General features: G+C 72.2%; 17 protein-coding genes. 4 read left to right on the top strand and 13 right to left on the bottom strand.

Features of this window, described 5'->3' with window-relative positions; all coding sequences use genetic code 11:
- Nucleotides 1-287: 287 nt before the first annotated feature.
- The 6 genes from IE178_RS33165 to IE178_RS33190 form a co-directional block, all read right to left on the bottom strand.
- A complete protein-coding gene (locus tag IE178_RS33165) occupies nt 288-605 on the bottom strand; it encodes a hypothetical protein (protein WP_193514824.1) in 318 nt (105 codons plus the stop codon).
- Entirely contained in the window at nt 595-5,124 is a 4,530-nt protein-coding gene (locus tag IE178_RS33170; RefSeq protein ID WP_193514825.1) for a putative T7SS-secreted protein, read from the bottom strand. Before IE178_RS33170 ends, IE178_RS33165 begins: the two co-directional genes overlap by 11 nt.
- A gap of 23 nt (nt 5,125-5,147) precedes the next feature.
- Complete coding sequence (locus IE178_RS33175) at nt 5,148-5,636, bottom strand: hypothetical protein (RefSeq protein WP_193514826.1); 489 nt, start codon at nt 5,634-5,636, stop codon at nt 5,148-5,150.
- A complete protein-coding gene (locus tag IE178_RS33180; protein ID WP_193514827.1) occupies nt 5,633-6,217 on the bottom strand; it encodes an SseB family protein in 585 nt (194 codons plus the stop codon). The genes IE178_RS33175 and IE178_RS33180 overlap by 4 nt, the downstream gene beginning before the upstream one ends.
- A 139-nt stretch (nt 6,218-6,356) precedes the next feature.
- Nucleotides 6,357-6,668, bottom strand: a complete 312-nt coding sequence (locus tag IE178_RS33185) for a WXG100 family type VII secretion target (RefSeq protein ID WP_142192814.1) — start codon at nt 6,666-6,668, stop codon at nt 6,357-6,359.
- A gap of 39 nt (nt 6,669-6,707) precedes the next feature.
- Nucleotides 6,708-7,040: a WXG100 family type VII secretion target gene (locus tag IE178_RS33190; protein ID WP_184764210.1), complete on the bottom strand. Its 333-nt coding sequence runs from the start codon at nt 7,038-7,040 to the stop codon at nt 6,708-6,710.
- 343 nt (nt 7,041-7,383) lie between these two features.
- Here IE178_RS33190 and IE178_RS33195 point away from each other — a divergent pair, with 343 nt between their 5' ends.
- Nucleotides 7,384-7,695 (top strand): DUF397 domain-containing protein, encoded by a 312-nt coding sequence (locus IE178_RS33195; protein WP_184764209.1) that lies wholly within the window; start codon nt 7,384-7,386, stop codon nt 7,693-7,695.
- Between the two features lie 58 nt (nt 7,696-7,753).
- Here IE178_RS33195 and mycP read toward each other — a convergent pair whose 3' ends face one another.
- Complete coding sequence (gene mycP, locus IE178_RS33200) at nt 7,754-9,004, bottom strand: type VII secretion-associated serine protease mycosin (protein WP_193514828.1); 1,251 nt, start codon at nt 9,002-9,004, stop codon at nt 7,754-7,756.
- Between the two features lie 81 nt (nt 9,005-9,085).
- Nucleotides 9,086-10,612, bottom strand: coding sequence for a type VII secretion protein EccB (eccB, locus tag IE178_RS33205; protein ID WP_184764207.1), 1,527 nt, complete (start codon nt 10,610-10,612; stop codon nt 9,086-9,088).
- A gap of 181 nt (nt 10,613-10,793) precedes the next feature.
- On the opposite strand from eccB, the gene eccE reads away from it, so the two are divergent.
- From eccE to IE178_RS33220, 3 genes are all read left to right on the top strand, one after another.
- On the top strand, nt 10,794-12,122 hold the full coding sequence (gene eccE, locus IE178_RS33210; RefSeq protein ID WP_318280383.1) for a type VII secretion protein EccE: 1,329 nt from the start codon (nt 10,794-10,796) through the stop codon (nt 12,120-12,122).
- Nucleotides 12,119-12,916 (top strand): hypothetical protein, encoded by a 798-nt coding sequence (locus IE178_RS33215; RefSeq protein ID WP_193514829.1) that lies wholly within the window; start codon nt 12,119-12,121, stop codon nt 12,914-12,916. The genes eccE and IE178_RS33215 overlap by 4 nt, the downstream gene beginning before the upstream one ends.
- 382 nt (nt 12,917-13,298) lie before the next feature.
- Nucleotides 13,299-16,694 (top strand): SCO5717 family growth-regulating ATPase, encoded by a 3,396-nt coding sequence (locus IE178_RS33220; RefSeq protein WP_193514830.1) that lies wholly within the window; start codon nt 13,299-13,301, stop codon nt 16,692-16,694.
- Nucleotides 16,695-17,168: 474 nt separating this feature from the next.
- On the opposite strand, the gene IE178_RS33225 is transcribed toward IE178_RS33220, so the two are convergent.
- The 5 genes from IE178_RS33225 to IE178_RS33245 all read right to left on the bottom strand — a co-directional run bounded on the left by IE178_RS33225 (nt 17,169) and on the right by IE178_RS33245 (nt 23,783).
- Nucleotides 17,169-18,122: a bifunctional riboflavin kinase/FAD synthetase gene (locus tag IE178_RS33225; RefSeq protein ID WP_184764203.1), complete on the bottom strand. Its 954-nt coding sequence runs from the start codon at nt 18,120-18,122 to the stop codon at nt 17,169-17,171.
- Between the two features lie 138 nt (nt 18,123-18,260).
- Nucleotides 18,261-21,833 (bottom strand): trypsin-like peptidase domain-containing protein, encoded by a 3,573-nt coding sequence (locus tag IE178_RS33230; protein ID WP_318280384.1) that lies wholly within the window; start codon nt 21,831-21,833, stop codon nt 18,261-18,263.
- Between the two features lie 255 nt (nt 21,834-22,088).
- Nucleotides 22,089-22,994 carry a tRNA pseudouridine(55) synthase TruB gene (gene truB, locus IE178_RS33235; protein ID WP_193514831.1) on the bottom strand — a complete coding sequence of 302 codons (906 nt, stop codon included), beginning with the start codon at nt 22,992-22,994 and terminating at the stop codon, nt 22,089-22,091.
- Nucleotides 22,991-23,440 carry a 30S ribosome-binding factor RbfA gene (gene rbfA / locus IE178_RS33240; RefSeq protein ID WP_184764201.1) on the bottom strand — a complete coding sequence of 150 codons (450 nt, stop codon included), beginning with the start codon at nt 23,438-23,440 and terminating at the stop codon, nt 22,991-22,993. The genes truB and rbfA overlap by 4 nt, the downstream gene beginning before the upstream one ends.
- Before the next feature lie 49 nt (nt 23,441-23,489).
- Complete coding sequence (locus tag IE178_RS33245) at nt 23,490-23,783, bottom strand: DUF503 domain-containing protein (RefSeq protein WP_073941243.1); 294 nt, start codon at nt 23,781-23,783, stop codon at nt 23,490-23,492.
- Between the last annotated feature and the right edge of the window lie 4 nt (nt 23,784-23,787).

Raw genomic sequence — 23,787 nt, forward strand, 5'->3', positions numbered from 1 at the left:
GAACCACTCAAGCTCACCGAATCTTCTCAGAGTTCACATCGCATAGTTGCTTCGATCTGACATGTGACATCCAATCACGCGCTGCCAGAGAGGACCGAAGTACCCTCCGTAACCAACAATCAGCTTCCTCCACAATTGCAGACTAACTGTCAGGAGTGTCCAGTCGACATAACTATGGCAGAGTTTTTCACTCGCTCCCGAATTCATCCTTAGCCTGAAGGGATCGAAGGGTCAAGGTAACCCTTTGTGAGCCTGGGGCGGCTCACCACGCAGTGTAATTGTGACGCTTACAGGCCTGAGGGATTTTTACTCTCTTCGGAAACCAGCGTGACTCCCCGCGCAAGAACCGTCACCCCCGGCCCAGAGAAGACGACTTTCGCATTGTGAGGTGGATCGATGAAATCCACCCTCGCGCCGTAACGATAGATCTCTTCCAGCGTGACGCGTTGGTCAGCTTCGGCAGCGTCCGAAGGGAAAGCCGTCGTGAATTGACGGCCGGGGCGAACTACACCGCCTACGCAACGGACGACACAGACGGTGGAGTCACCCAGCCTTTCTTCGACTGAATAAATCTGCAATTTCCCTGACATGGACTCAGTTCCCATGTTTGTATGCCTCCGCAACGAAATTTGCTATCTGCTCAGGTGTGAGCTTGGGTATGTCCCACTCAAGGGCATCACTGATTCCCTCGTATGTATTCACTCGCGGTACATGTATGCCCATCCCCTTGAGGATGTCGTGCGCAACGTCCACCGGGAGTTGGACGCTTGCCCGCCGGGCCAGCTCAGAAGCATGCAGTCTGACGGCGACCTCGGCCTCGGCTCGGATGTACCCCGTCTCCAACCGGACGCCTTCCAGCGCGCTCCGCGGGATCACCTGAACCACAGCCTCTCCGAATTGTTCCGAGTGTCTGGCGAAAGCTGTGGCCACACCCGGGTCAGTGGAGGTGGGAGTGAATCCTGAGTTTTGTGTGCCCTCACTGGCGTTGAAGCCCTGAGTCGTTCCTCGGAACAGATGCTCCTCATTGGGGCATCCTGCAGGTGCAAGACCCAGGGGGTCGAACCGAATATGCGGATTCGGGATGTAAGCGCTCGGATTCGGTGCCGGTGCCAGGCCCAGTGGATCCGGCGTCAGGTACCGCGCCGTTTCGGGGTCGTAGTGGCGGAAGTAGTTGTAGTGGAGGCCCGTTTCGGGGTCGTAGTACTGGCCGGGGAAGCGGAGAGGGGTGTAGGTCGTGCTGTCGGCCGGCCAGGTTGTTGTGCCCCAGAGGGTGCTGCGGGTGCGCCAGGCGGTGTTGCCCTCGTCGTCGATCAGCTCGGTGGGGGTGCCGACGAGGTCGGTGACGATGGCGAAGAAACGGGAGTCGATCTCCTGCTGGGGGGCGTCGGCGGCGGTGAGGCGTTCGGTCTGGGCGACGGGGTGAAAGCCCTGGTGGTCCCAGGTCAGGGTGACCGGGTAGGGCAGGGTCGGGGAGGTCGTGGTCTGTTCGCAGAGGGTGGTGCCGTCCCAGGTGAAGCGCACCTCCTCCGCGATCGTCTCGCCGTCCTCCGCCAGGCGGAGCTTGGCCGTGCGGCGGCCCAGCGGGTCGTAGGTGTAGCGCCAGCGGGTGCCGTCGGGGGTGGTCACCGAGGTGAGGCGGTCTTCGGCGTCCCACTCGTAGTGCCAGGTGTCCGGCTTGCGGGAGAGACGGGTCTTCCGGCGCTGAACGATGCGGCCCAGGGCGTCGTGGTCGTAGCGGACGCGGCCGGCCCGGGTGATGCGGGTGCCGGTGTAGGCGCGGTCGCCGGTGGCTTCCTGGCCGGGGTGCGATGCCGGCCAGGAGGCCTGTGTCTGGTTGCCGGCCTCGTCGTAGGCATAGCGTTCCGTCCAGTTCGCGGCGTGCACCGCCGTCACGCGGCCCGCTGCGTCCAGGTCGAAGCGGCGCTCGCCGGTGAGTTGGTCATCGATGCGGACCAGGGCTCCGTCGGCGCGGTAGGTGTAGGCGCGGTGCTGGAGGGAGCGGCCGTCGGTGCCGGTCACCGACTGGGATGTGAGGCGGCCCAGGGGGTCGAAGGTGTGCTCCAGGGTGACCGTTTCGCCTATGCGGCGGCTCAGTTCGCGGCCTGCCGGGTCGTAGGTGAAGTCGATCGCGCGGCCCGAGGCCGTCATGCCGGTGCGGCGGCCCGCCGCGTCATAGGTCCACGTCGTGGTCGCGCCGGTCGGGGTGGTGCGGCCCGTGCGGCGGCCCAGGTCGTCGTACGCGTAGGTCAGGGTGCGGTTGTCGACCGTCTCGGTGCGGGTACGGCCGTGGGCGTCCCGCTGGATCGTCAGGGTCGTGCCGTCCGGGCCGGTGGCCTGCGCCAGTTGGTCGGTGATGTCGTAGGTGTACGTCGTGGTGCCGTCGGCGGTGTGCTTGCGGGTCACCTGGCCCAGGGCGTTGCGTTCGTAGGACAGGGTCTGGGCCAGGGCGTCGCAGCGGGACGTCAGGCGTCCCGCTGCGTCGTAGGTGTACGTGAGGGTGCGGTCGTCGAAGTCGCTTTCCGCGGTCAGTCGGCCGGCCGGGTCGTAGGCGTAGCTCCAGGTGAGGCCCTGCGGGTTGGTGACCTTCGTCAGGTTGAGTTCCGTGTCGTGCTCGAACTCGTAGCGCACGCCGTCCGGTCCCGTGCGGGCCGTCAACAGGTCGAAGTGGGTGTACTCGAAGCGGGTCGTGCCGCCGAGCCGGTCGGTGTGGGTCGTGCAGTTGCCCTCGCCGTCGTAGGTCCACGACTCGGTGGTGCCGTCGGCGGTCGTGCGGCGGGCCAGGCGGCCCTCCACCGTCCACTCCAGGCGGGTCACGGCACCAGTGGGGTCGGTGATGGTGACGGGCCGGCCGAAGGTGTCGCGATCGTACGACGTCGTGGCGCCGAGCGGGTCGGTGATGCGGACGGGGAGGCCGGCGTCGTCGCAGACGACGGTCGTGGTGTGGCCGAGGGGGTCGGTGACGGCTGTCAGGTGGCCCCGTTCGTCGTGGGTGAAGCGGGTGGTGTGGCCCGTGGCCGTGGTGACGGAGGTCCGGTTGCCGCGATCGTCGTACGCCTGGTGGGTGGTTGTGCCGTCCGTGCGCCGGACGGTCACGGGGAGGTGGAGGTCGTTGTACTCCGCCCGTGACGCGCGGCCGTCCGGGCGGATCACCGAGGTGAGGTTGCCCGCCTCGTCGTAGGTGAAGTGCGTCGTGTGGCCCAGGGGGTCGGTGCGGGAGAGCAGGCGGTTGCGGTGGTCCCGTTCGAAGTGGGTGACCGCGCCGAGGGGGTCGGTCTCGGCGACCACCTGGCACCGGTCATCGACGAGGTATCGGCGGACGTGGCCCGACCCGGTGGTGGCCGTGGTGGTGCGCAGTCCGGTGTCGGGGTCGCGTTCGCCGTAGTGGAGGCGCAGGCTCATGTGGCCTTCGGTGCCGCCTTCGGCGACACAGCGGTCACGGTCGTCGTATGCGTACGTGTACCCGAGGTCGTTGGTGTCGGTCCAGGAGATGATGCGGCCGGCCGGGTCGTAGGTGAAGCGCAGGGGGCGGCCGGAGGAGTTGGTGACCTCGGTGAGGTCGCCCTCCGGCGAGTAGCCGTAGCGGATCAGTTCCTGGTCGGTTCCGTCGGGGGCCGCGCCGGTCAGGTGCAGGGCCGTGATCCGGTGGTCCCGGGTGGTGATGCGGATGTGGTGGCCCGCGCTGTGGGAGAGCGCGGCCGGGGCGCCGGCGGGGTCGTACTCGACAGTGACGCGGTTGCCGTTGCGGTCCTCGATCCGCTCGAGCAGGGCGTGGTCGTCCGCGCGGGTGGTGAAGTGGCGGACCGTGCCCGTGAAGGGGTCGGTGACCGTGTAGCCGTCCTGTGTGGTGCGCAGGGGCCAGCGGGGGCCCTCCGTGGGGAGGGTGGTCTCCTCCGGCCCGGGGTGCGGGTAGGCGAGGAGCAGTCCGTGCTCGTCGACGAGGACGATGCGTCCGGGTTCGATCTCCAGGCGCTGGTCCACGGTGGAGGACCAGGACGGGCCGAACCAGCGGCCGGCGCGGTAGCCGGATTCGGCGCGCCGAGTGAAGACCAGGGGCAGGGCACCGGGCAGGGCCACGTCGGTCTGCGGCAGGTACATCTTGCCGGTGGCCAGGTTGACGGGGTCGGTGGGGTCGTGGTGGGCGGGCGGGCTGTTGTCGCTGTGGGCGCCGCGTTCGCCGGCGTCGAGGTGGGATCCGGCGGTGCCCAGACCGGTGGGCATGCCCACGCCGTTGGTGCCGTCGAGGCGGCGGGCCAGGCCGCTCACACCGCGCAGGCCGGCGCCCCCGGCCACGCTGGGGGCCATGTAGCCCAGCATGCGCAGCGGGTCCTTCTCGAACTGCTCCCAGGTGTTGGAGATGCCCTGGTGGACGTCCTTGGAGAAGCCGACCGGGTCCCTGACCGCGCCGATGCCGCTGTCGAGGACCATCGCCCCGTCGTGGAGGTAGGCCTTCGGTTCCGTCAGCAGCCGGCCCGGGTTGACCGCCAGGCCGAATGCGACGAGGTCGTTCCAGCCCTCCTTCGCTCCGTCGGTGACCCGCTGCCAGCCGCTCGGACGCTTCGGGGCCTTCTCGGCGGCCTTGTGAAGGGTCCGCCTGGCGGCGCCCGCGGCTTCCGCCACCTCCTCCTGCGCACCGTTGATCAGGGCGACCAATTCGGCCATGGCGGTCCTGCCCGGGTCGGCCTCGGGGGGCCGGGTGGGCAGGGTGGTCGCGCCCGCCTTGACGGCCGTGTTGTAGTCGTCCACGGCCTTGGTGTACTGGCGGGAGAGGTCGCGGGCCACGGGTGCGTCGTGGTCGAGGATCTGCTGGGTGAGCCGCTGGGCACCGTCGAGGACGTCCCGGTAGGCCAGCACCGCGACGCCCGCTTCGACGAACGCGTCCATGGCGCCGTCGAGTTCCCTGGGCAGCTTCTTGACCGTCTTGCGGAACTCCTCCGCGGCCTCGCCCTGCCAGGGGTCGGTGTTGAGCTTGCGCAGTTGTTCCGCGCCCTCGCCGAAGTTCGCCGCGGCGGCGGCGAGTTTCTTCGTCAGCTGGTCGAGTTCGGAGGGCTTGCCCGGGATCCAGTCCTGGACGGTGTCTTCCGGGCCGATCCATATCCGGCGGAAGACGAACCGCTTGTCGGTCATGCTGGGTTCCCCCGCTCCTGCCGTTACCCCTGGCCCTGGTCCTGGCCGTCACGGTCGACGGGCTCCAGACGGCCACGGAACTCGGTGCGCTTCTCGGTGATGCCGTGCTCCTCCAGGAAGGTGGAGACGGGGTGGTCCTTTTTGTACTGTTCCTGCCGCTCTAGCATCATGACCTTGTACCGGGCCTTGGTCTCGGCGATCAGGAAGTCGTTGATGGTGGCGCTCAGCGCGGAGACGATCACATCGGCGTCGTCGGCGATGCAGCCCAGGCCGTGGCACCACTTGTCGAGGAAGTCGTTGACGGCGCCGGTCACTTCGCTCGCCCCGGTCTTGTCCTCCCCGGCCAGGGAGGCGAGGTCGAATCTCGCCTCCGCGCGCTCCTTGGAGATCTTGCGGGCCGCGTCCGTGGACTCTTCGAGGGGCCGCGCGATCGACTGGAGGAACGTGACCTCCCACTTGAACTCGCCGCCGTCCGCGCCCCGCGGGATGAGCCAGCTCTGCCCGTCGCTCATGCGGCGCTCCCCCGTGGCCGGTACGAGATGTGCAGCACGGGCTCGGTCCTCGTGGCGGCCGTGGAGAGCCGTACCGCGTGCTCCGCGGCGGGGTCCAGCCACACGTCAAGGCCGGGTGGCATCAGGTCGAGGATGTCGGCACCCGTCGTCGAGAACCAGGCTCCGCCGCCCGTGAACAGCTCGAACTGCTCCAGTGACGTGAACACCGGCACCAGCCGGTCGGGCGGCGTGACGTCGGCGGAGGGGTCGGGGGCGGTCGCCAGGTCGAGGATGCGGGAGCCGCTGGACGTGCCGGCGGCGGGGCGTGTCGGTGCGGTGAGCGTCAGGAAGCCCGCTTCCGCCGGGCGTTCGCAGTAGACGCGGGCACTTAGGAACGCGTCGAAGACGTCCTGCGGTGACGCCTCACCGGCCTTCGCCCGCCGTACGACCTCCGCCAGGCCGGCCGTGTCGTCCGGCGCGATGCCGACGGTGCCGTCCGGCTGCCGTGGCTCCGCCGGTGGCGTCGTGCCGGCACGGCCCGCCGATGCCGTATCGGCGTCACTGGTCGCTGGTCTCTCGGCGCCGCCCCCGTTCGTACGCATGTGCCCAAAGATCACACATGCTCTTCGCGATGCGCAACGCGGCTTTGTGGGCGCGCACTTGCTGCGCCGCGTACGGCGGGGAGGCGGCCCGGGGTCGGACCGCCTCCCCTTCTTCGGTCCGGGCGGACTGTGGCGTGTCTCAGCCCATCAGCATGCGGAAGCGGGCCGCGTTGCCGTGGTCGGTGTCCTGGTAGCCGATGACCGACTCGTCCAGGAGTTGGGCGATGCGGGCCAGCTTCTGGCACATCTGGTCCATCTCGGAACTGCTGCTGCGCTGGATCTCGGCGTAGGCGGTCTTCGCCTCGCCCTCCCAGGTCTCGGCGACGGCCTTGACCTTGCGCATGAGGATCTCGAGCTGTTCGGCCAGCTCCTTGGCCGTCTTGCGTACGTCCTGGGCGGCCTGGGTGACGGTGTCGTAGTTGACTGCGGTGCGGTCGTAGTTGACGCTCACGGTGTTCTTCTCCTGGGTGGCGGGCGACGCTGACGCGGGTCAGGCGAGGTCGGTGATGCGGCTGGTGACCTGGTAGGAGTTGTCCACCCTGCGGATCTCCGTCACGCGCTCCTGCTCGTGGTCGGTGAAGCCCCTGACGCTCATTCGCATGACCTCTTCGAGGTCGACGAGGTCGTCCTGGATCTTCTTCAGGTGCTGGTTGACACCGCGCTGGACGGTGTCGAACTCCTTGCCCGCGGCGCCCTGCCAGCCCGCCTGGATCATGTCGACGACGCTGTTGAGGGACGTCACCCTGCTGCTCACGTCCGTGTGGAAGTCACGGATCTTGTCAGCGAGGTCCGTCAGGTCCGAGTCGCTGTAATTGACGCTCATGGTCTCTTGCCCTCCTCGTGATGCACCGGTGGCTGGTCACCACCGTGACGGGCCGCCGTGGACGGATATCCAGGCTGTCCTGGCGGGCAAGATCCGCTGCGCCCCGCGCGACGCGTGGCCGCAGCTTCGCGCCGCCCCCGTGCTGTACCACAGTCGTGGTACCCGGAGCCACTTTAGTCACTTGACCTGGGGGTTCCAACTGCAAAGCGAAGACAGGCCAGTTCGGGGCGGATAGTGTCCGCCGGAACCGTGTGATCCGGTCACGGAGCGGGCACTTCGCGTGGGGGCGCCCAGTACTGTGACCGTGGATCGTTCGTACGTGACGAAAGGACAACGTTCCGCCATGGCTGATCTGCCGGACCAGGAATCCGAGACACGCGAGGAGCTCAAGGCGCGCAAGGAGCGCGAGCGGGACGAGCTGTACGCCCTGGACATCTCCGGCGTCGAATGGCACTGCGCTCCGGGCACCGAGACGCACGAGGAGCGGGTGGAGATCGCCTACCTGCCGGGCGGTGCGGTGGCCATGCGGTCGTCGCTCGATCCGGGGACGGTGCTGCGCTACACCGAGGCCGAATGGCGTGCTTTCGTCCTGGGCGCGCGGGACGGGGAGTTCGACCTGGAGCCGTCCGGGGGCAGCGCGACGGAATCCGGGTGATCCCCGACGCTCGGCTCCCCGCGCCCCCGTGTGCCCCCGGCGCCGGCCGGTAGGGACGTCAGGCGCCCCGGCCCTGTCCCCGGCGGCGGCGCAGATCGCGCAGCGCGACGGCCGTACCGGCGATGACGGTGATCAGGACCGCGGTGATCCCCAGTGCGTAGGTGGCGAGGCGCTCGTCGCGTTCCGCCGGGGTCTCCGCCAGCGAGAACGGGGCCACGTCGGGTGCCTGCGCCCGGGTCACGCCGGGGTCGGGAACCGGTGACGAGGGGGGTTCGGCGATGTCGGAGTCCTGGACGGCGCGGACCGGATCGACGACGCCCCAGCCGACGAAGTCGTCGTGGCCGTTGACGGAGCGTTCCGCCGTCTGCTCGATCTGCGTGACGATCTGGGCCGTGGTCCAGTCGGGGTGCTTCTCCTTGAGCAGGGCGGCCACCCCCGCGACGAAGGGGGCCGAGAAGCTGGTGCCGCTGTCCGTGCACTGGCCGCCGCCGGGGACCGTGGAGACGATGTCGACGCCGGGCGCGGCCACTCCGACGAAGCTCCCGGCCTGGGAGAAGGCGGCGCGTTCGTTGTTCCGGTCGGAGGAGGCCACGGCCAGTACGCCGTCGAAGGCGGCCGGATAGGTGTTCCTGGCCTTGCCGTTGAGCCCGTCGTTGCCCGCGGAGGCGACCACGACGACGTTCCGGGCGATCGCCTCGCGGACCGCCCCGGCCAGGGCGGAGGTGGCGGACAGGGGCTTGGTGGTGTCCTGGGAGATGTTGATGACGTCGGCGCCCCGGGCGACGGCGTGGTCGATGGCCCGGGCCATGCTGTCGGAGTCGCCGCTGCTGTCGGCGTCGTTCTGGCGGATGGGGATGACGGTGGCGTTCGGGGCCAGTCCGACGAACCCTGTCCCTCCGCGGGGCCGGGCCGCGATGATGCCCGCGACCTTCGTTCCGTGTCCCACCTCGTCGTTGGTGGGGTCGCCGCCCGATCCCCCGGTGAGCAGGTCCAGTCCGGCGGCCTTGTCGACGGCCCCCGCGAGTTGGGGGTTCTCGTCGTCGACGCCCGTGTCGATGACCGCCACCCGCACGTCCCTGCCTTTGTCGGTGCCCTGCCAGAGTTCGTCGAGCAGGACGCGCTGCAGTGCCCAGGGGCGGGCCTTGAACTGCTTCTCGCTGGGGTAGGTGCACGCGCCGCTGCCGTCGAGCCGGACGCGCTCCCGGGGGCGTTCCGGCGCATCGTGGGCGGGCGCGGGCGGCCGGGCGCCGGGCGCGGTCAGGAGTACGGCGAGTACGGCGGCCGGCAGAGCGGCCTTGGTCGGCGACACCGGTGCGGTCTTCCCCTTCTTGTCCGTCGTCGATGGTCCGTGCGTGCGAGCGGGGCCTTGCGTCGGTCCGGCCCGCCGGGGTCACGAACCCTGGGGCTGCCGGGCGCTGTTGGTGTCGAGGCGTGGCCCCTTCGCCAGGAACTCGGACCAGGCCAGCGGAATCCTCGTCGGCCGGACGTTCTGGTAGCCGAGCTTGGCCTGGGCCTCGCTGGGCTCGGGAGTGCCGTCCCGCCCCTCGCCGGTGCCGTCGGCGCCGATGTCCGAGGTGTCGCTGTCGCTGTCGCCGTTCGCCTGAACGGCGTACCGCAGCCCCGTGTCCGTCACGAGGAAGAGCGAGCCGGCCTGGGACGCCGTGCCCTGGATCTGCGTGTAGAGCTGGCCCGTTCCCGGAGTGACGTAGGTGCTCGTGCCGTCGGCCGTGGTTTCCACGGGGTAGTCGCTTCCGGCCCAGGTGCTGAGGACCGTGGAGTTGTCCTCGCCCACGCCGCGCAGCACGCTGCACACGGTGTCGCGCCCGCCGTCGGGGGAGTTCACCTGGCGGACCCGCCGGTCCGGCCAGTCGGCGGGCCGGCCCCCGAAGGGTTCGCTGTCGGCGGTGAAGTCCTGCAGGCCCACGGTGCGTGCCTTGCCGTTCATGTTCAGTTCGGCCGTCTGCGGCGAGGAGATCAGGAGCCAGGCGGTGAACTCGGTGACCGGCTGCACCTTCCCGGGGAGGACGACGTAGTACTGGGTCCCTTCGCCGGTCTCCGTCCGGAGGACCATGCCGACCCTGTTCTCGTCCGCCGACAGCTGTCCCGGCACGCCCGCCGGGTCCCCCACTCCGGACGGGAGCCGCGGGAATCGGATCGGGTCACCCTCGTGGAGGGTGGCGAGCCATTCCTCGGTGACGAGTTGGGGTTCGCGGGAGCCGACGAGCGCGACGGTCAACGGATCGGACTCCGCGCCGGTGACGGCGTACGCGGTTCCGTCGACGTCGACGAGATGACGCTCACCGGTGCGGGTCGTCACGTACAAGGCCTCGCCGCCGGTGAGCCGGCCGGATCCGTCCGTCCTCTTCTCGTCGGCGCCGGCGAGGACGAACGCCGCCTCCTGGACGCTCCCGTTCCCGTCCTTGCCGCCGGGCTGCGCGCACACGGCCCAGCGCTTGGCCTTGCCTGCCTCGTCGGCGGAGGGCAGACGGTCGGGTGCGTAGGGGATGCCCAGGATCGGTCCGCGCTGCAGCTTGCCCGAGTCGAGGATCTTGTCGCTGACCTGGACGACCTGGTACCCCGCGTCCTTCATCAGCAGGCGGGCGGAGGCGAGGTTGAGCACCGGGTGCAGGCGGGTGACGCCGTCCGTCTCGAGGACGACGTAACGGGTCGTCGACTGCTTGCCCACGATCACCCGCGTTCCGGGTTTGTCCCATCCGGGAGGAGCGGTGGGCTTGAACATGCCCCACGCCCCGAAGACACCCAGCACCAGCACGCCGGCCACCAGGCTCGGCACGACGGCCCGCAGTGGCCGGGGAGCTCCCTCCTCGGATCCCGACGGCGAGGGCTGCAGGAAGGCGGCCAGCATACGCCGCTTCGCGAACGTGTAGGCGTTGAGTTCGTCCCGCCGTGATGCCATGAGTGACTGCCGCTCCCCCGATACCGCCCCGGGTCCCCTGTCCCCGGCCGCCCGTTGTCGGACCGGCCCCCTACTATGCCTGGTGATCGTCGGCGTGCGTGATGCAGGTAGGGTACGCGGGCTCTTCCTGAGCCGTAGTGGCGTCGTTGCTCGGAATGTTGTGACCAGAGCGGGGGATGGAGTGAGGGGTTCGGGGACGCGGGCGCGGGGCCCGGCGGGGGCGGGTACGCCGTCGACGGGCGGGCCGGAAGGGGCCGTACGCGCCTCGGCGGGCGGACGGTCCGCGGGGCGTTCGCTCCAGGTCGGAGTACGTCCGGGACACGGTGGTTCGTTCCGGTTGCAACGACTTGTACTGTTGGAGATCGCCGCCGCGGCCGTGCTCGTAGGGTGGGCGGCCGGTCCGGTGGGCCTGGTGCCGGGCGGGCTCGTCGCCGTCGTGCTCGTGGCGCTCGCCCTGGTCCGCCGTCGCGGGCGTTCACTGCCGGAATGGCTCGGCACCGCGCGGGCATTGCGGGCGCGGCAGAAGCGGGCCGCGGCCCTGGAGGTGCCGCCGGACACCGAGCCGGGTCTCGTGCCGGTGTTCGAGTGCGACCCGGCGCTGCGGACGTACTCCCACGGAACGCGTGACCGTCGGCCCGTGGGGATCGTCGGGGACGGCACCTTCGTCACCGCGGTCGTGCACGTGGAGGCCGACGCCACCGCGCTCCGCGCGGAGCGGAGCCGGCAGCCGCTGCCGCTGGGTCTGGTGCGGGACGCGCTGGAGGTGGACGGGATACGGCTGGAGTCGGCGCAGGTCGTGCTGCACACGCAGCCCGCTCCCGCCCTGCATCTGCCGCGGCAGTCCGTGGCGGTGGCCAACTACGCGCCGCTGCAGGAGCAGGTCGAGGCGCCGGCGGTGCGCATCACCTGGATCGCGCTGAAGCTCGACCCGGAGCTGTGTCCGGAGGCCGTGGCGGCTCGGGGCGGTGGGCTGGTCGGGGCGCGGAAGTGCGTCGCGCGCGCCGCGCACCACCTCGCCAGCCGGCTGACGGGTGCCGGTTTCCGTGCGAACGTCCTGGACGAGGAGGAACTGATCGCGGCTCTCGCCACGTCGGCGGGCGCGAATCCGCTGGTGACGGCGGAGGCCGGACGGACCGGGACGAGGGAGCGACGGACCGAGGAGTCCGGCCGCAGCTGGCGTTGCGACAACCGCAGGCACACGACGTACTGGATTCGCCGCTGGCCCGCGGCAGGCGGTGCCGGCGGGCCGTCGCTGCCCCAGTTCGTCGCGCGCGTCACCGCGGTTCCCGCGCTCGCCACCACCTTCAGCCTCACGCTCGCCCCCGGCGAGGGCCGGGAGGTGTCGCTGTGCGGGCATCTGCGGGTGACCGGCCGCGGCGACGACGAACTGGTGGAGGCGCGACGAGCGTTGGAGGACGCCGCGCGGCAGGCCGGCGCGGGCCTGGCCCGCCTGGACAGGGAGCAGCTCCCCGCCATGCTGGCCACGCTGCCCCTGGGAGGTGCGCGGTGACGACGCCCACGACAGGGACGGTCGGCGGCCCGTCGGCGCGGGGACCGGCCGACGGGGGAGGCCCGTCCGCGGACCGGCGGGGACCGGCCGGCCGGCTGCTCGGCGGTTTCGGACTGATCGGCCCCCGGCACGGACGGCACGTGCTGCCTGTGGACCAGGTGGACGAACTCGCGCTGCCGATCGGTGACGACGGGGTCATCGCGGGTGTGGATGGCGAAGGCCGGCCCGCGGTGCTCGGGGTCAACCGGCCCACGCCGTACGACGTCGTGCTGATCGGCGGGCTGTGGACGGCGCAGGTGCTCGCACTGCGGGCGGCGGCGACGGGAGCGCGCGTCGCGGTGGAGACGGGACGCCCGCAGGCCTGGCTGCAGATGGTGCACGCCATGGGGGGCGGGCAGAACGGGCTGGCGGTGTATGACGTGGGACGGGTGCCGCCGCAGGGCGCGTCCGCGGGGACACCCGTGCTGGTGGTGCGGGACTGCGGCATGCGACCGCCCCGGGGGCGGGTCGTGTCGGGTCCCTGGCAGTCGGTGCTGACGCTGCTGCCGTACCTGAGTCCGGTCGCTCCCGGGCTCCTTCGGCGGGCGCGGCTGGCGGGCATCCAGCGGGTCTCGCCGGACGAGGCCGCGGAGCTGGGCCGCGTCATGGGGCTCTCGCGGGCGGAGGTGGAGTCACTGCCCACCCTGGCCGACGGTGTGACGCTCTGGTGCGCCGACGGCGACCGGGAGTACGTGACGACCCGGCCCACGGACGCCGAGACCGGGCTGCTGGGCACGCCACGGCGGATGGACTGAGCGGCTGCCGGCGGGACGACGGGCGCGGGTGGGGTTACCCACCCGGCGTTCACCTCATGTCCGTACGACTGCCATCCTTGCCCGGTTTGTACGTTGATGCCGGGTGACTGACCATCGGTTGTGTTCCGTCGCCGGCCCGGAGGGCCGAGGACGGTGGACGGACGGGCCTGCCGATGTGGGGCGTGTGGTGATTAGGCTGGGAGTGGGCGTGACGCCGGAACCCGTGACCCGGGCGGCGGCGTCCCGGGTGAGAGCGGGGGAGACCGGTGGCATCGGACGACCTCGCACGACCTCGAACGGCTTCGGACCGCGAAGCACTTCGGACGACAAGCATGGTCGTCCCAGCACGGCATGAGGGTGCACGACCACACCAGGAGGAACTGTGAGCAGCGACCGGGACGGGACGCGCGGGGGCTGGGCGACACCCGGCGATGACCAGCCCGACGCGGAGTCCGCCATCGAGACGACGGGCGAGTTCACCATCGACTACGCGCCGCCGGCCTGGTACACGCAGAACGCTTCGGGGAGTTCGGAGTCGGGGGCTTCGCCTTCTTCCTCCGGTTCCTCCGGTTCCTCTGATTCCGCGAGTTCTGCTGGTTCTTCTGGTTCTTCTGGTTCTTCTGGTTCTGCTGGTCCTTCGGGTTCTTCGGGTTCCTCCGCTTCGTTCTCTTCCGGTTCGTCGCCTTCTTCGCCTTCTTCGGCCCCTGCGGCTCCCTCGGTTCCTTCTTCCAACGGGCCCGTTCCGCCGCTGCCCGGGCTGACGCCGCCGCCGCATGCGGTGGGGGCCTCGGGGCCGTCCTCCCTTCCGGCGCCGCCTCCGGGGGCGCCCTTCGCGCCGCCCGCGCCCGCACCGGGCGCCCCGTTCACACCGCCCGCGCCGTTCGCGCCGCCCGCCCCGCCTTCCGGGGGACCGGTGGCCGTGCCCAGGCTTCCGGTGGGGAGCGGGTTCGAGCCGCAGCGGCCGGAACCGGAAGGGGAGGAGAAGCGCTCGGAGTCCGGTGCGGCTTCCCCCGCGGCTGTACCGAACATCCCGGTCGGGGGGTTCCAGTCGCCGTGGTCCGCCCCGACGGCCGGGAGGAATCAGGAGGAACAGGCCGACAACGGCGACCTGGAGAGCGGTGCCACGATGCGCTTCTCCGCCGCCGCGCTGAAGCGGGAGTTCGCGGAGCGCGAGACCGACACCGAGGCCGAGACCGCGGCGGATGCCGAGGCGGAGGCGGAGGCGCGGTTCGAGTCGGCCGACGACACGGCCGGCACGGACGACGACGAGAGCGCTGCGGATGTCTCCGACGGCGCGGAGCGGGCCTCCGGTGCGTCCGACGAGCCCTTCGAGACGTCCGAGGAAGCGGAGGAGGCGGAGGAGTCCGACGCGGCGGAGAAGTCCGAGGGCGTCGCGACCGGTGTCGACGACGCGGACGAGGACGCCGAGTCCTCGGTGAGCGACGCGGAGGAGGATGACGCCGCTCCCGCGGAGCCGGAAGCCGAGCCCGAGGACGCGGCGCCCTCGGAGGACGTACCGGCGGCTGTCGAGCCCGAGGACGCCAAGCCGGTGACGGACGCCGTGCCCACCGACGACGCTCCCGTCGAGGTCGGCGAGGACAGCGCGCCCCGGGATGCGGTCCGCGCCGCGTCCGACGCCCCGCCCGCCTGGACGCCCGCGCCCCAGGCGCCGCAGGTGCCCCCGGCGCCGTCGGCGTATCCCGCCGCCCCGGCGCCCGCGAGTCAGTGGCCCGTACAGCCGCCGCAGGCCCCGCCGGTTCCCGCCCAGGCGACGGACGCGGGCGCGCCCGGACAGCCGCAGTCTCAGCCCACGGCTGCCCAGGACCAGCCGGCCTTCCCTGCCGCTCAGCAGCCGCCGTTCCAGCCGCAGGCGCCGCAGCCCGCGCCCGCCGCGTGGAACCCGCAGGCCGCCCCGGCCCCGCCCGCACAACAGCCCAACCCGCAGGCCGGATACGGATTCCCGCCGCCGAACACCCCGGGCCCCGCTGCCCCGCAGCCTCCCGCACAACAGCCCAACCCGCAGGCCGGATACGGGTTCCCGCCGGCCGGGGCTCCCGGTGCGCCGGCCCAGCAGCCTCCCGCACAACAGCCCGAGACCCCGCCCGCACAACAGCCCAACCCGCAGGCCGGGTACGGCTTCCCGCCGCCGAACACCCCGGGCCCCGCTGCCCCGCAGCCTCCCGCACAACAGCCGGCCCCGCAGGCCGGATACGGGTTCCCGCCCGCCGGGGTTCCCGGTGCGCCGGTCCAGCAGCCTCCCGCGCCACAGCCTCACACGCCGCCCGCCCCGCCCGCCGGATACGGGTTCCCGCCGGCCGGGCCCGCCCCCGCGCCGACTCCCCCGGCCCAGCCCGGTGGCTACGGCTTCCCTCAGCAGCCGCAGCAGCAGCAGCAGCCCGGCGTACCGCACCAGCAGCAGTACCCCGGTGTACCGCCGCAGCACCCCGGCGTGCCGCCGCAGGCACAGCCCCCGCACGCCGGGCAGGTGCCGCAGCAGCCCGTTGATCCGCGGACCGGGGCCGCCTGGCCGCAGCCCATTCAGCACGATCAGCGGCAGCCGACCAACCCCGGTGCGGCCCCCCTCGGTTACACGGCGGCCGTGGAGCTGTCGTCGGACCGGCTGCTGAACAGCAAGAAGCAGAAGGCGAAGAGCAGCCGTCCCACGGTCGGCGGATCGCGTTTCAAGCTGGGCGGGAAGAAGGAGGAGGCCGAGCGGCAGCGGAAGCTGGAGCTGATCCGTACGCCGGTGCTGTCCTGCTACCGCATCGCCGTCATCAGCCTCAAGGGCGGCGTCGGCAAGACGACCACGACCACCGCGCTCGGTTCCACCCTCGCGACCGAGCGGCAGGACAAGATCCTCGCGATCGACGCCAACCCGGACGCCGGTACGCTCGGCCGCCGTGTGCGGCGCGAGACCGGGGCGACCATCCGTGACCTCGTCCAGGCGATCCCGTACCTCAACTCGTACATGGACATCCGGCGGTTCACCTCGCAGGCGTCCTCCGGTCTGGAGATCATCGCCAACGACGTGGACCCCGCCGTGTCCACGACGTTCAACGACGAGGACTACCGGCGCGCGATCGACGTGCTCGGCAAGCAGTACCCGATCATCCTGACCGACTCCGGTACGGGTCTGCTCTACAGCGCGATGCGCGGGGTGCTGGACCTCGCCGACCAGCTCATCATCATCTCCACGCCGTCCGTGGACGGTGCGAGCAGTGCCAGTACGACGCTGGACTGGCTGTCCGCGCACGGGTACGCCGACCTCGTCTCGCGGTCCCTCACCGTCATCTCGGGGGTGCGCGAGACCGGCAAGATGATCAAGGTCGAGGACATCGTGTCGCACTTCGAGACACGGTGCCGGGGTGTGCTCGTCGTGCCGTTCGACGAGCATCTGGCCGCCGGTGCGGAGGTCGACCTCGACATGATGCGGCCGAAGGTGCGGGAGGCGTACTTCAATCTCGCGGCGTTGGTCGCCGAGGACTTCGTCCGTCACCAGCAGTCGCACGGTCTGTGGACCTCCGACGGCAACCCCCCGCCGGTCGCCGCCCCACCGCTTCCGGGCCAGCCCGTCCCCGGGCAGCCCTTCCCGGGTCAGCCCGTCCCGGGTCAGCCGGGGCCGTACCCCCAGCAGCCGCAGTCCGGGCAGCCCTACGCCCAGCCGGGACAGCCCCCGGCCCAGCCCGGGCAGGCCTACCCGCACATCCCGGGCCAGCCCTATCCTCCGCAACCCGGTCAGCCACAGCCCGGACAGCCCGGGCACCCCGGGCAGCAGTAAGGCCTCACACCTGGGCGATCGCACCCATCCGCCGAAAGCGGCCCCTCCCGGGGGCCGCTTTCGCGTGCGCGGCCGCATTCCGTGGTCAGGCCCTGGCCGGCACCGCGTCGGTGGTCTCGACCCATGAGTGGAAGGCGTGCGTCAGTTCCTTGTTCGGCAGGCCGCAACGGGTGCACGCGCCGTTGGCGCTTCCTCCGTCGCCGGGGCTCTGTCCCGGGCCGGGCTGCGGCCAACGGAGCGGTTCTCGCTGCGCCATCCGCACGAGCTGTCCGGCGGTCGGCGGCAGCGTTGGCGGGCGGCGAGGCGGACCGTGCGGGGGTGGCCGAGGCGTGCCGGGGCCGTGATCCGGGGATCCTCGACGGGAGCGGCACGGCGCGGGTGGCGTGCCACCTGGGCCGCGCGGTCCGCGGCCGGCTCCCTCCGTGCCCTGCGGCGCGGAGCCTCACCGCGCGCACGCCGGGACGGTCTGACGGGCTACGGCTTCTCGGCCGCGGCCACCAGTTCCTTGCAGCGCTTGACGTCCTCGGCCATCTGCTCCAGCAGCGCGTCGAGCGTGTCGAACTTCGCCTGCCCGCGCACGAAGGCGAGGAAGTCGACGGCGACATGGAGGCCGTACAGGTCGAGGCCGACGCGGTCGATGGCGTACGCCTCGACCGTGCGCTCGGTGCCGTCGAACTGCGGGTTGGTGCCGACGGAGATCGCGGCCGGCATGGCCTCGCCCTGGGCGTGCAGCCAGCCGGCGTAGACGCCGTCGGCGGGGATCGCGGTGTGCGGGAGCGTCTCGACGTTGGCCGTGGGGAAACCGAGGTCGCGGCCGCGCTGGGCGCCTCGGACGACCACGCCCTCGACGCGGTGCGGGCGGCCCAGGATCTCGGCGGCGCCCTCGACCTGGCCCTCGGCGACCAGGCGGCGGGTGAGCGTCGAGGAGAACGGCTCGCCACCGCCGGCCTCTCCGGTCACGTACAGATCGACGACCTCGACGTCGAAGTCGTAGACCCGGCCCTGCTCGGTGAGGAACTCCACGTTGCCCGCGGCCCGGTGGCCGAAGCGGAAGTTGGGGCCCTCGACGACCGCCTTGGCGTGCAGCTTGTCGACCAGGACCTTCACCACGAAGTCGGCCGCGGACAGCTTGGAGAACTCGGTGGTGAAGGGGAGGATCAGCACCGCGTCGACGCCCAGCTCGGCCATGAGTTCGGCGCGCCGGTGGTGCGGGGCGAGCAGCGGCGGGTGGCTGCCGGGGCGGACGACCTCGCTGGGGTGGGGGTCGAAGGTGACGACGACGGCGGGGACACCGAGGGCCCGGGCGCGGTCCACGGCGTGCCGGATGATCAGCTGGTGCCCGCGGTGGACTCCGTCGTAGGAACCGATGGTGACGACGCTGCGCCCCCAGTCCTGGGGGATGTCCTCCAAGCCACGCCAGCGCTGCACTGTGCCTGCTCCTTGTCGAAACCTCGTCGAGACCGAGTCCGTGGACTTATCCTGCGCGACTCTAAGGGTGCCATGCCGCCTGCCGGGGGCCCGCATCGGCATGGGGCTGTGACAGGGTGTGCACGCGCCGGCCGGGGGTCAGACGGGGACGGTCGTGCCCGCGAGGCTCTCGATCGTCCGGCGGGTGCCGGGGCCGACGAGCGCGGCCCACTCGCGCGGGGCGTCCGCCAGCCAGCCGGCCACGGCGGCGGCGAAGCCCGGGACGTGGCGGCCCAGGTCGGCCAGACAGCGGTCGAGGCGGGCGGCGCCTCCCGGGGTGCGGGCGAGGAGCAGCCCGGTGCGGTGGACGAGGACGCGCGGCTCGGGGCCGGTGGTGCGGGCGGCGGACCGCACCACCGCCTCCAGCACGCAGGGGTCGGTCTCGCGGGTGAGCAGGGCGTCGAGCAGTTCGCGGCGCAGCGGGCGGGAGGCGGGCGTCCCGGGGGCGGCGAGGACACCGGCGAGGGCCACCCGCAGCGGTTGCGGGCCGCCGTCCAGCAGGCCGGCGATCAGGCTCCGCAGTACGGCACGGGCGGCGGGGCCCCGGTCCAGTCGCCGGTCCGTGTACGCGGTCACGTGCCCGGTCAGCTCCGGCCGCCGCTCCACGGCCTCCCGCAGGAGTGCGGCGACCGGACGGGCCAAGGCGGGGGTGGTGGCGTCGGCGAGGGCGCGGAACGTCCCGCCCGCGTCCGCCCGTGCCAGCCTCGTCCGGAAGGCGTCGAGCACGGGCTCCGGGTGGGTTTCGAGGGCGTCGGTCAGGGCGCTCGGCGGAAGGTGCGGGTCACCCGCCGCGAAGTGCTCCAGGGCCCGCGCGAGGTGCCGGTCCCTGCTGTTCGGGTCGCGGACGAGGAGGGCGAGCGCGCCGCCGTGCAGTTCACGGTCGGCACTGCGGACGAGTACGCCGAGGGCCGCGTATCTCAGCAGGGTGCGGTCGGCGTCGTCGCGTACGTACGGCGCGGCCCGCAGCCCGTAGGTGAGCGCCGCGGCCCGGCGCGCGGGGCGTTCGTCCCGCGCCCACCGGTCGGCGGCCCGGCAGATCGCCGCGGGCTCCTCCTCGGTGAGCACGGTGAGCAGCTGGTCGGCCCGCCGGTGCGCGCTGTCGGCGAGCGCCTCCGTCAGCGCGTCCAGGGCCTGGTGCCGGTGGGTGTGCAGCAGCGCCTGCGCGGCCGTCGCCACGGTCGCGTGCGGGGTGGCGGGCAACGGCCGCTCGTCCTCGAACCAGCGGACCAGATACGGCAGTACGGCGACGGGGTCGGCGGCGAGCAGGCGGGCGGCGGCGTCGAGGAAGCGGGGCCCGCTCTCGCACGGCGGGCCGTCGGCGTGGACCAGGCGGCGCAGCAGCGCGCACCGCGTCTCCGGCGGCAGCCGGAGGGCGGTCCAGAAGGCGGGCCCGAGCTCCGGCCGCACGGCCCGCCGCTGCTCCCGCCAGGCCACGATGCGGTCGCTCAGCAGGCGCAGCACATCGGTGTACGGGGTCGCGTCCGGCACGCGCGCGAGGGTCTCGGTGAGCAGACGGGCGGCCCACCACGCATCGGGATCGGCGTCCAGGGCGTGCGCCAGGTCCGCCAGCCGCGAGGCGAGGCGGCCGGCGCCGTGCCGGCGGGCGAGGAGCAGCAGTGCCTGGACGACGGGGCCGACGCGGTGGTGCGGTACGGGGTCGAGGGCCCCCGGGGTGTGGTGGTCGTGGACGAGGGCGCGCAGGGCACCGTCCAGGTCGAGGTGGCTGCCCTGGAGCCAGTCGGCGAGTTCTTCGTGCGTGAACCGGTAACCGGTCCCGGCCGGGACGAGGAGGCCTTCGGCCAGGACGGCCGAGGCCCAGCCGGTGCCGCCGCCGAGCCGGTCCGGTGCGGGCCCCCGCGGGAACACCGCGTCGAACGTCTCCGGGTCCAGCTCGCCCTGCCCGGCCCCGAGGCTGCGCCGGGCGGCTTCGTGCACCTGCCCGGCGACCTTGGCGGCCAGCCGGCGTACGGCGGTGCCGCGGATGCCGTTCTCGGCGGCGAGGCGGGCGGCGACCCGCAGGCACATCAGGTCCAGGTGGGCCGAGAACACGTCCTCGCGGTCGACGGGGAGATCCGGGGCGGCGTCGGTGTCGGGAGCGGTGCCTGCGCGGGTGGCGACCGTTTCGCAGGTGGCGCAGGCGTCGGCGTTCGTTTCCCGAGCGGCGGACGTTTTAGCGCGAGGTACCTCAGTGGCGCAAGCGCCGGCGGTTACGGGAGGGGCGCCGGCGAGAGCGGTCCGCACCTCGGAGAGCAGCCGCAGGGTCAGCGGGTGCCGGGCGTCGGCGTCGGCCACGGCACCTTCGGGGATGCCATGGCGGGCGCGGGCCTCCCGGGCCTCCTCGGCGGTGAGGTCGCCGAGCGCCACGCACGCGGGAAGCCCGTCGGGGCGGGATGTGCCGGCGTGCAGCGACGCTTCCGGGAACCCCGCCTCCTCCCAGTACTCCGCGCGGCAGGCCACCACCAGCCGCGCTCCCGTCGCACGCAGCCACCGCGCGGTCGCGGCGGTCCATTCGGCACGACGGCGGGCCGGGCCGGGGGGCATCTCCTCGGGTCCGTCGAGGAGCAGCAGCAGAGGGCTGCCGGCCGTGCGGGCGAGCCGGGCGAGGCGCTCCGGGCCCAGGTCGCCGAGGGCTTGTGGAGGGGCCGGGAACGGGGCGAGTGAGGCGGCGACGACAGCGGCGGCGCGGTCCAGTGCCCGGCGGGCGGCGTCCGCGACCGAGCCGTCGTCCGCGCGCAGATCGGCGCCGCGCAGCCACAGCGTGGGCAGGCCGGCACGGTGGCGGCGGGCGGCGAGCGCCGCGAGCTCCGTCGTGCGGCCGGAGCCGGGCGGCCCGACGAGGCCCAGTACAGGGGTCTCGCCCTGCTCGAACGCGGCGAACTCCGCGAGGACGGCCGCCCGTTCGACGAGGTCCCCGGCTCGGGGCGGTCCGTCTCGTCCCACCGAGGTGGCCGTGAGGTCCACGAGCCCGGCGGGGTTGAGGTCGGCGCCGTACGCCGGGACCGTGGCCGCGTTCTCGGCGAGCAGGGTGGCGAGGGTGCCGTCGTCGCAGGCCCCCGGGAGCAGCGGTACGGCGAAGCCCACGTCGCGGTCGTCCGAGCGGAGGGCGGTGCCCAGGACGCCGAGCACGGTGCCGGTGGTGGCGTCGAGCACCGGGCCGCCGGCGGCTCCGCCGCCGAGGCGCAGGGCGTCCCGGCCGGCGGTGCCGACCGCCAGCTCAAGGGCTCCTTCGAGGCGGTGCGGGCGGTCGGTGGCGGTGTAGGTCACGGCGCTCGTGCCCAGCACGCGCGCCTCCCGCCAGCCTCCGGCGGCGATCCGCACATAGGTGCCGGTCTCGATGTGTCCCCGCGCGGTGACCGGCAGCGGTGCGACACCGAGCCCTTCGCTGCGGACGAGGGCCAGGTCGAGCGCGGGCAGCGGGGTCACCGCGTCGGCGCTCACCTCGCAGTGGCGGCCCCCCGCGGCGTGCAGCACGAGTCGGGGCAGACCGTCGACGGCCTCGTGACTGGTGACGACCGTGCCGTGGTGGTCGGCCACGAAGCCGGTGCCGCGCGGGCGGCCGGCGAGGTCGTGGATACGGACCAGCACGGCGTCGGCGGGCTGTTCCCGCACGGTCGCCCCGCGGTCGCCCGGGGAGAAGTCCCGGGACTCCCGGGATCCGTTTCCTGACGGCATTATCGAGCCTCCCGCCGTACCTCCGTGCCCTTGTCCGCGACAGTAGGGCCGGGATGATCAGCGGGACAGATCGCTCGGCGAACGCGCCCCCTTCCGCTCCCCCGGTTCACTCCGAGCGCCCGCACTTACGGGTGAACGGAGCGGGGTGGATGGATACACCCTAGGGGTGGGGGAACCGAGGGGGACCGTGGAGCGGCGGCATGTCCATCCCCGTGACGCCGCTCCACGGACGGGCCCGCGGCCCCGCCGCCCCCGTCAGCCGAAGACGGCGAGGCTCTTGGCCTTGCCCCGGTGCTCCTCGACGAGGGCCAGGAACCGGCCCTCGGGGTCGAAGACGGCGACGGCTCCGGAACCCGCGTACTCCTCGGGCATCTCCAGCCGTACCCCGTTGATGAGCAGCCGGGCCCGGCGGGTGTCGACGTCCCAGCGCGGGAAGGCGGCAGCGGCGGCCTCGGCGATCGGCATCACGGCCAGCTCCTGCTGGTGCTGGTCGAGGGTGCGCGCCGCGTCCAGCTTGTACGGGCCGACGCGGGTGCGCCGCAGCGCGGTCAGATGCCCGCCCACGCCCAGGCCGACGCCCAGGTCCCGGGCGAGGGCGCGGATGTACGTGCCGGAGGAGCAGACGACGGAGACCACCAGGTCGAGCACGGCGGTGCCGTCCTCGGCGACGGCTTCCCGGACGTCGTACACGGAGAACGAGGAGACGGTGACCGGCCGGGCGGGGATGTCGAAGTCCTCGCCGTCGCGGGCGCGCTTGTAGGAACGCACCCCGTTGATCTTGATGGCGCTCACCTTGGACGGCACCTGCATGATGTCGCCGGTCAGTTCGGCGATGCCGGCGTCGATCGCCTCACGGGTGACCCGGGAGGCGTCGGTGGAGGAGGTGATCTCCCCCTCGGCGTCGTCCGTGACCGTGTTCTGCCCGAGCCGGACGGTGCCCAGGTACTCCTTCTCGGTCAGCGCGAGGTGGCCGAGGAGCTTGGTCGCCTTCTCGACGCCGAGGACGAGGACGCCCGTCGCCATCGGGTCGAGGGTGCCGGCGTGGCCGACGCGCCGGGTGCGCGCGATGCCGCGCATCTTGGCGACCACGTCGTGCGAAGTGAAGCCCGACGGCTTGTCGACGATGACAAGGCCGTCGGGCGTGGTGTGCTTCTGGGTCATTCGGCGGTGTCGTCCGTCTCGTCGTCGTCCGGCTTGCGGTACGGGTCGGCCTCGCCTGCGTACGTGGCGCCCGCGGACGCCTCGCGCACCGCCGCGTCGGACTGGCGCGCCTTGTCGAGGAGGTCCTCGATGGTGCGCGCGGTGTCCGGCAGCGCGTCCATGACGAAGGTCAGGGTCGGCGTGAATTTCACGCCCGCCGCCCGGCCCACCTCGGAGCGCAGGATGCCCTTGGCGCTCTCCAGTCCGGCGGTGGCGGCCTTGCGCTCCTCGTCGTCCCCGTACACGGTGTAGAAGACGGTCGCCTCCCTGAGGTCACCCGTCACCCGGGTGTCCGTGATGGTGACGTGCGAGCCGAGCCGCGGGTCCTTGATCCCGCGCTGCAGCTTCTGGGCCACCACCTCTCGGATGAGGTCCGCCAGCCTTTTCGCCCGCGCGTTGTCGGCCACTGGTCCGTCTCCCGTTCTTTCCTGTCTGCGTATCTGTGGGCTGTGGTCGTCAGTCGTCTTCGCCGTGGAAGCGCCGCCTGACGGACAGCAGCTCCACCTCGGGGCGCCCGGCGACCAGCCGCTCGCACCGGTCCAGCACGTCGGTCAGGTGCCCCGCGTCGCCGGACACCATGGCCAGGCCGATGACCGCCCTGCGATGGAGGTCCATGTGGTCCACCTCGGCCGCGCTCACCGCGTACTTGCGCTGGAGCTCGGCGACGATCGGGCGGACGACGGAGCGCTTCTCCTTCAGCGACCGTACGTCGCCGAGGAGGAGGTCGAAGGACAGTGTCCCCACATACATGTGT

The organism is Streptomyces griseoloalbus, assembly GCA_014650015.1.
GTDB classification, from domain to species: domain Bacteria; phylum Actinomycetota; class Actinomycetes; order Streptomycetales; family Streptomycetaceae; genus Streptomyces; species Streptomyces griseoloalbus.

Bases quoted from the DNA above. Each gene is read 5' to 3' on its own strand.
- IE178_RS33165 (WP_193514824.1), bottom strand. From the start codon at position 605: ATGGGAACTGAGTCCATGTCAGGGAAATTGCAGATTTATTCAGTCGAA.
- IE178_RS33170 (WP_193514825.1), bottom strand. From the start codon at position 5,124: ATGACCGACAAGCGGTTCGTCTTCCGCCGGATATGGATCGGCCCGGAA.
- IE178_RS33175 (WP_193514826.1), bottom strand. From the start codon at position 5,636: ATGAGCGACGGGCAGAGCTGGCTCATCCCGCGGGGCGCGGACGGCGGC.
- IE178_RS33180 (WP_193514827.1), bottom strand. From the start codon at position 6,217: ATGCGTACGAACGGGGGCGGCGCCGAGAGACCAGCGACCAGTGACGCC.
- IE178_RS33190 (WP_184764210.1), bottom strand. From the start codon at position 7,040: ATGAGCGTCAATTACAGCGACTCGGACCTGACGGACCTCGCTGACAAG.
- IE178_RS33195 (WP_184764209.1), top strand. From the start codon at position 7,384: ATGGCTGATCTGCCGGACCAGGAATCCGAGACACGCGAGGAGCTCAAG.
- eccB (WP_184764207.1), bottom strand. From the start codon at position 10,612: ATGGCATCACGGCGGGACGAACTCAACGCCTACACGTTCGCGAAGCGG.
- IE178_RS33230 (WP_318280384.1), bottom strand. From the start codon at position 21,833: ATGCCGTCAGGAAACGGATCCCGGGAGTCCCGGGACTTCTCCCCGGGC.
- truB (WP_193514831.1), bottom strand. From the start codon at position 22,994: ATGACCCAGAAGCACACCACGCCCGACGGCCTTGTCATCGTCGACAAG.
- IE178_RS33245 (WP_073941243.1), bottom strand. From the start codon at position 23,783: ATGTATGTGGGGACACTGTCCTTCGACCTCCTCCTCGGCGACGTACGG.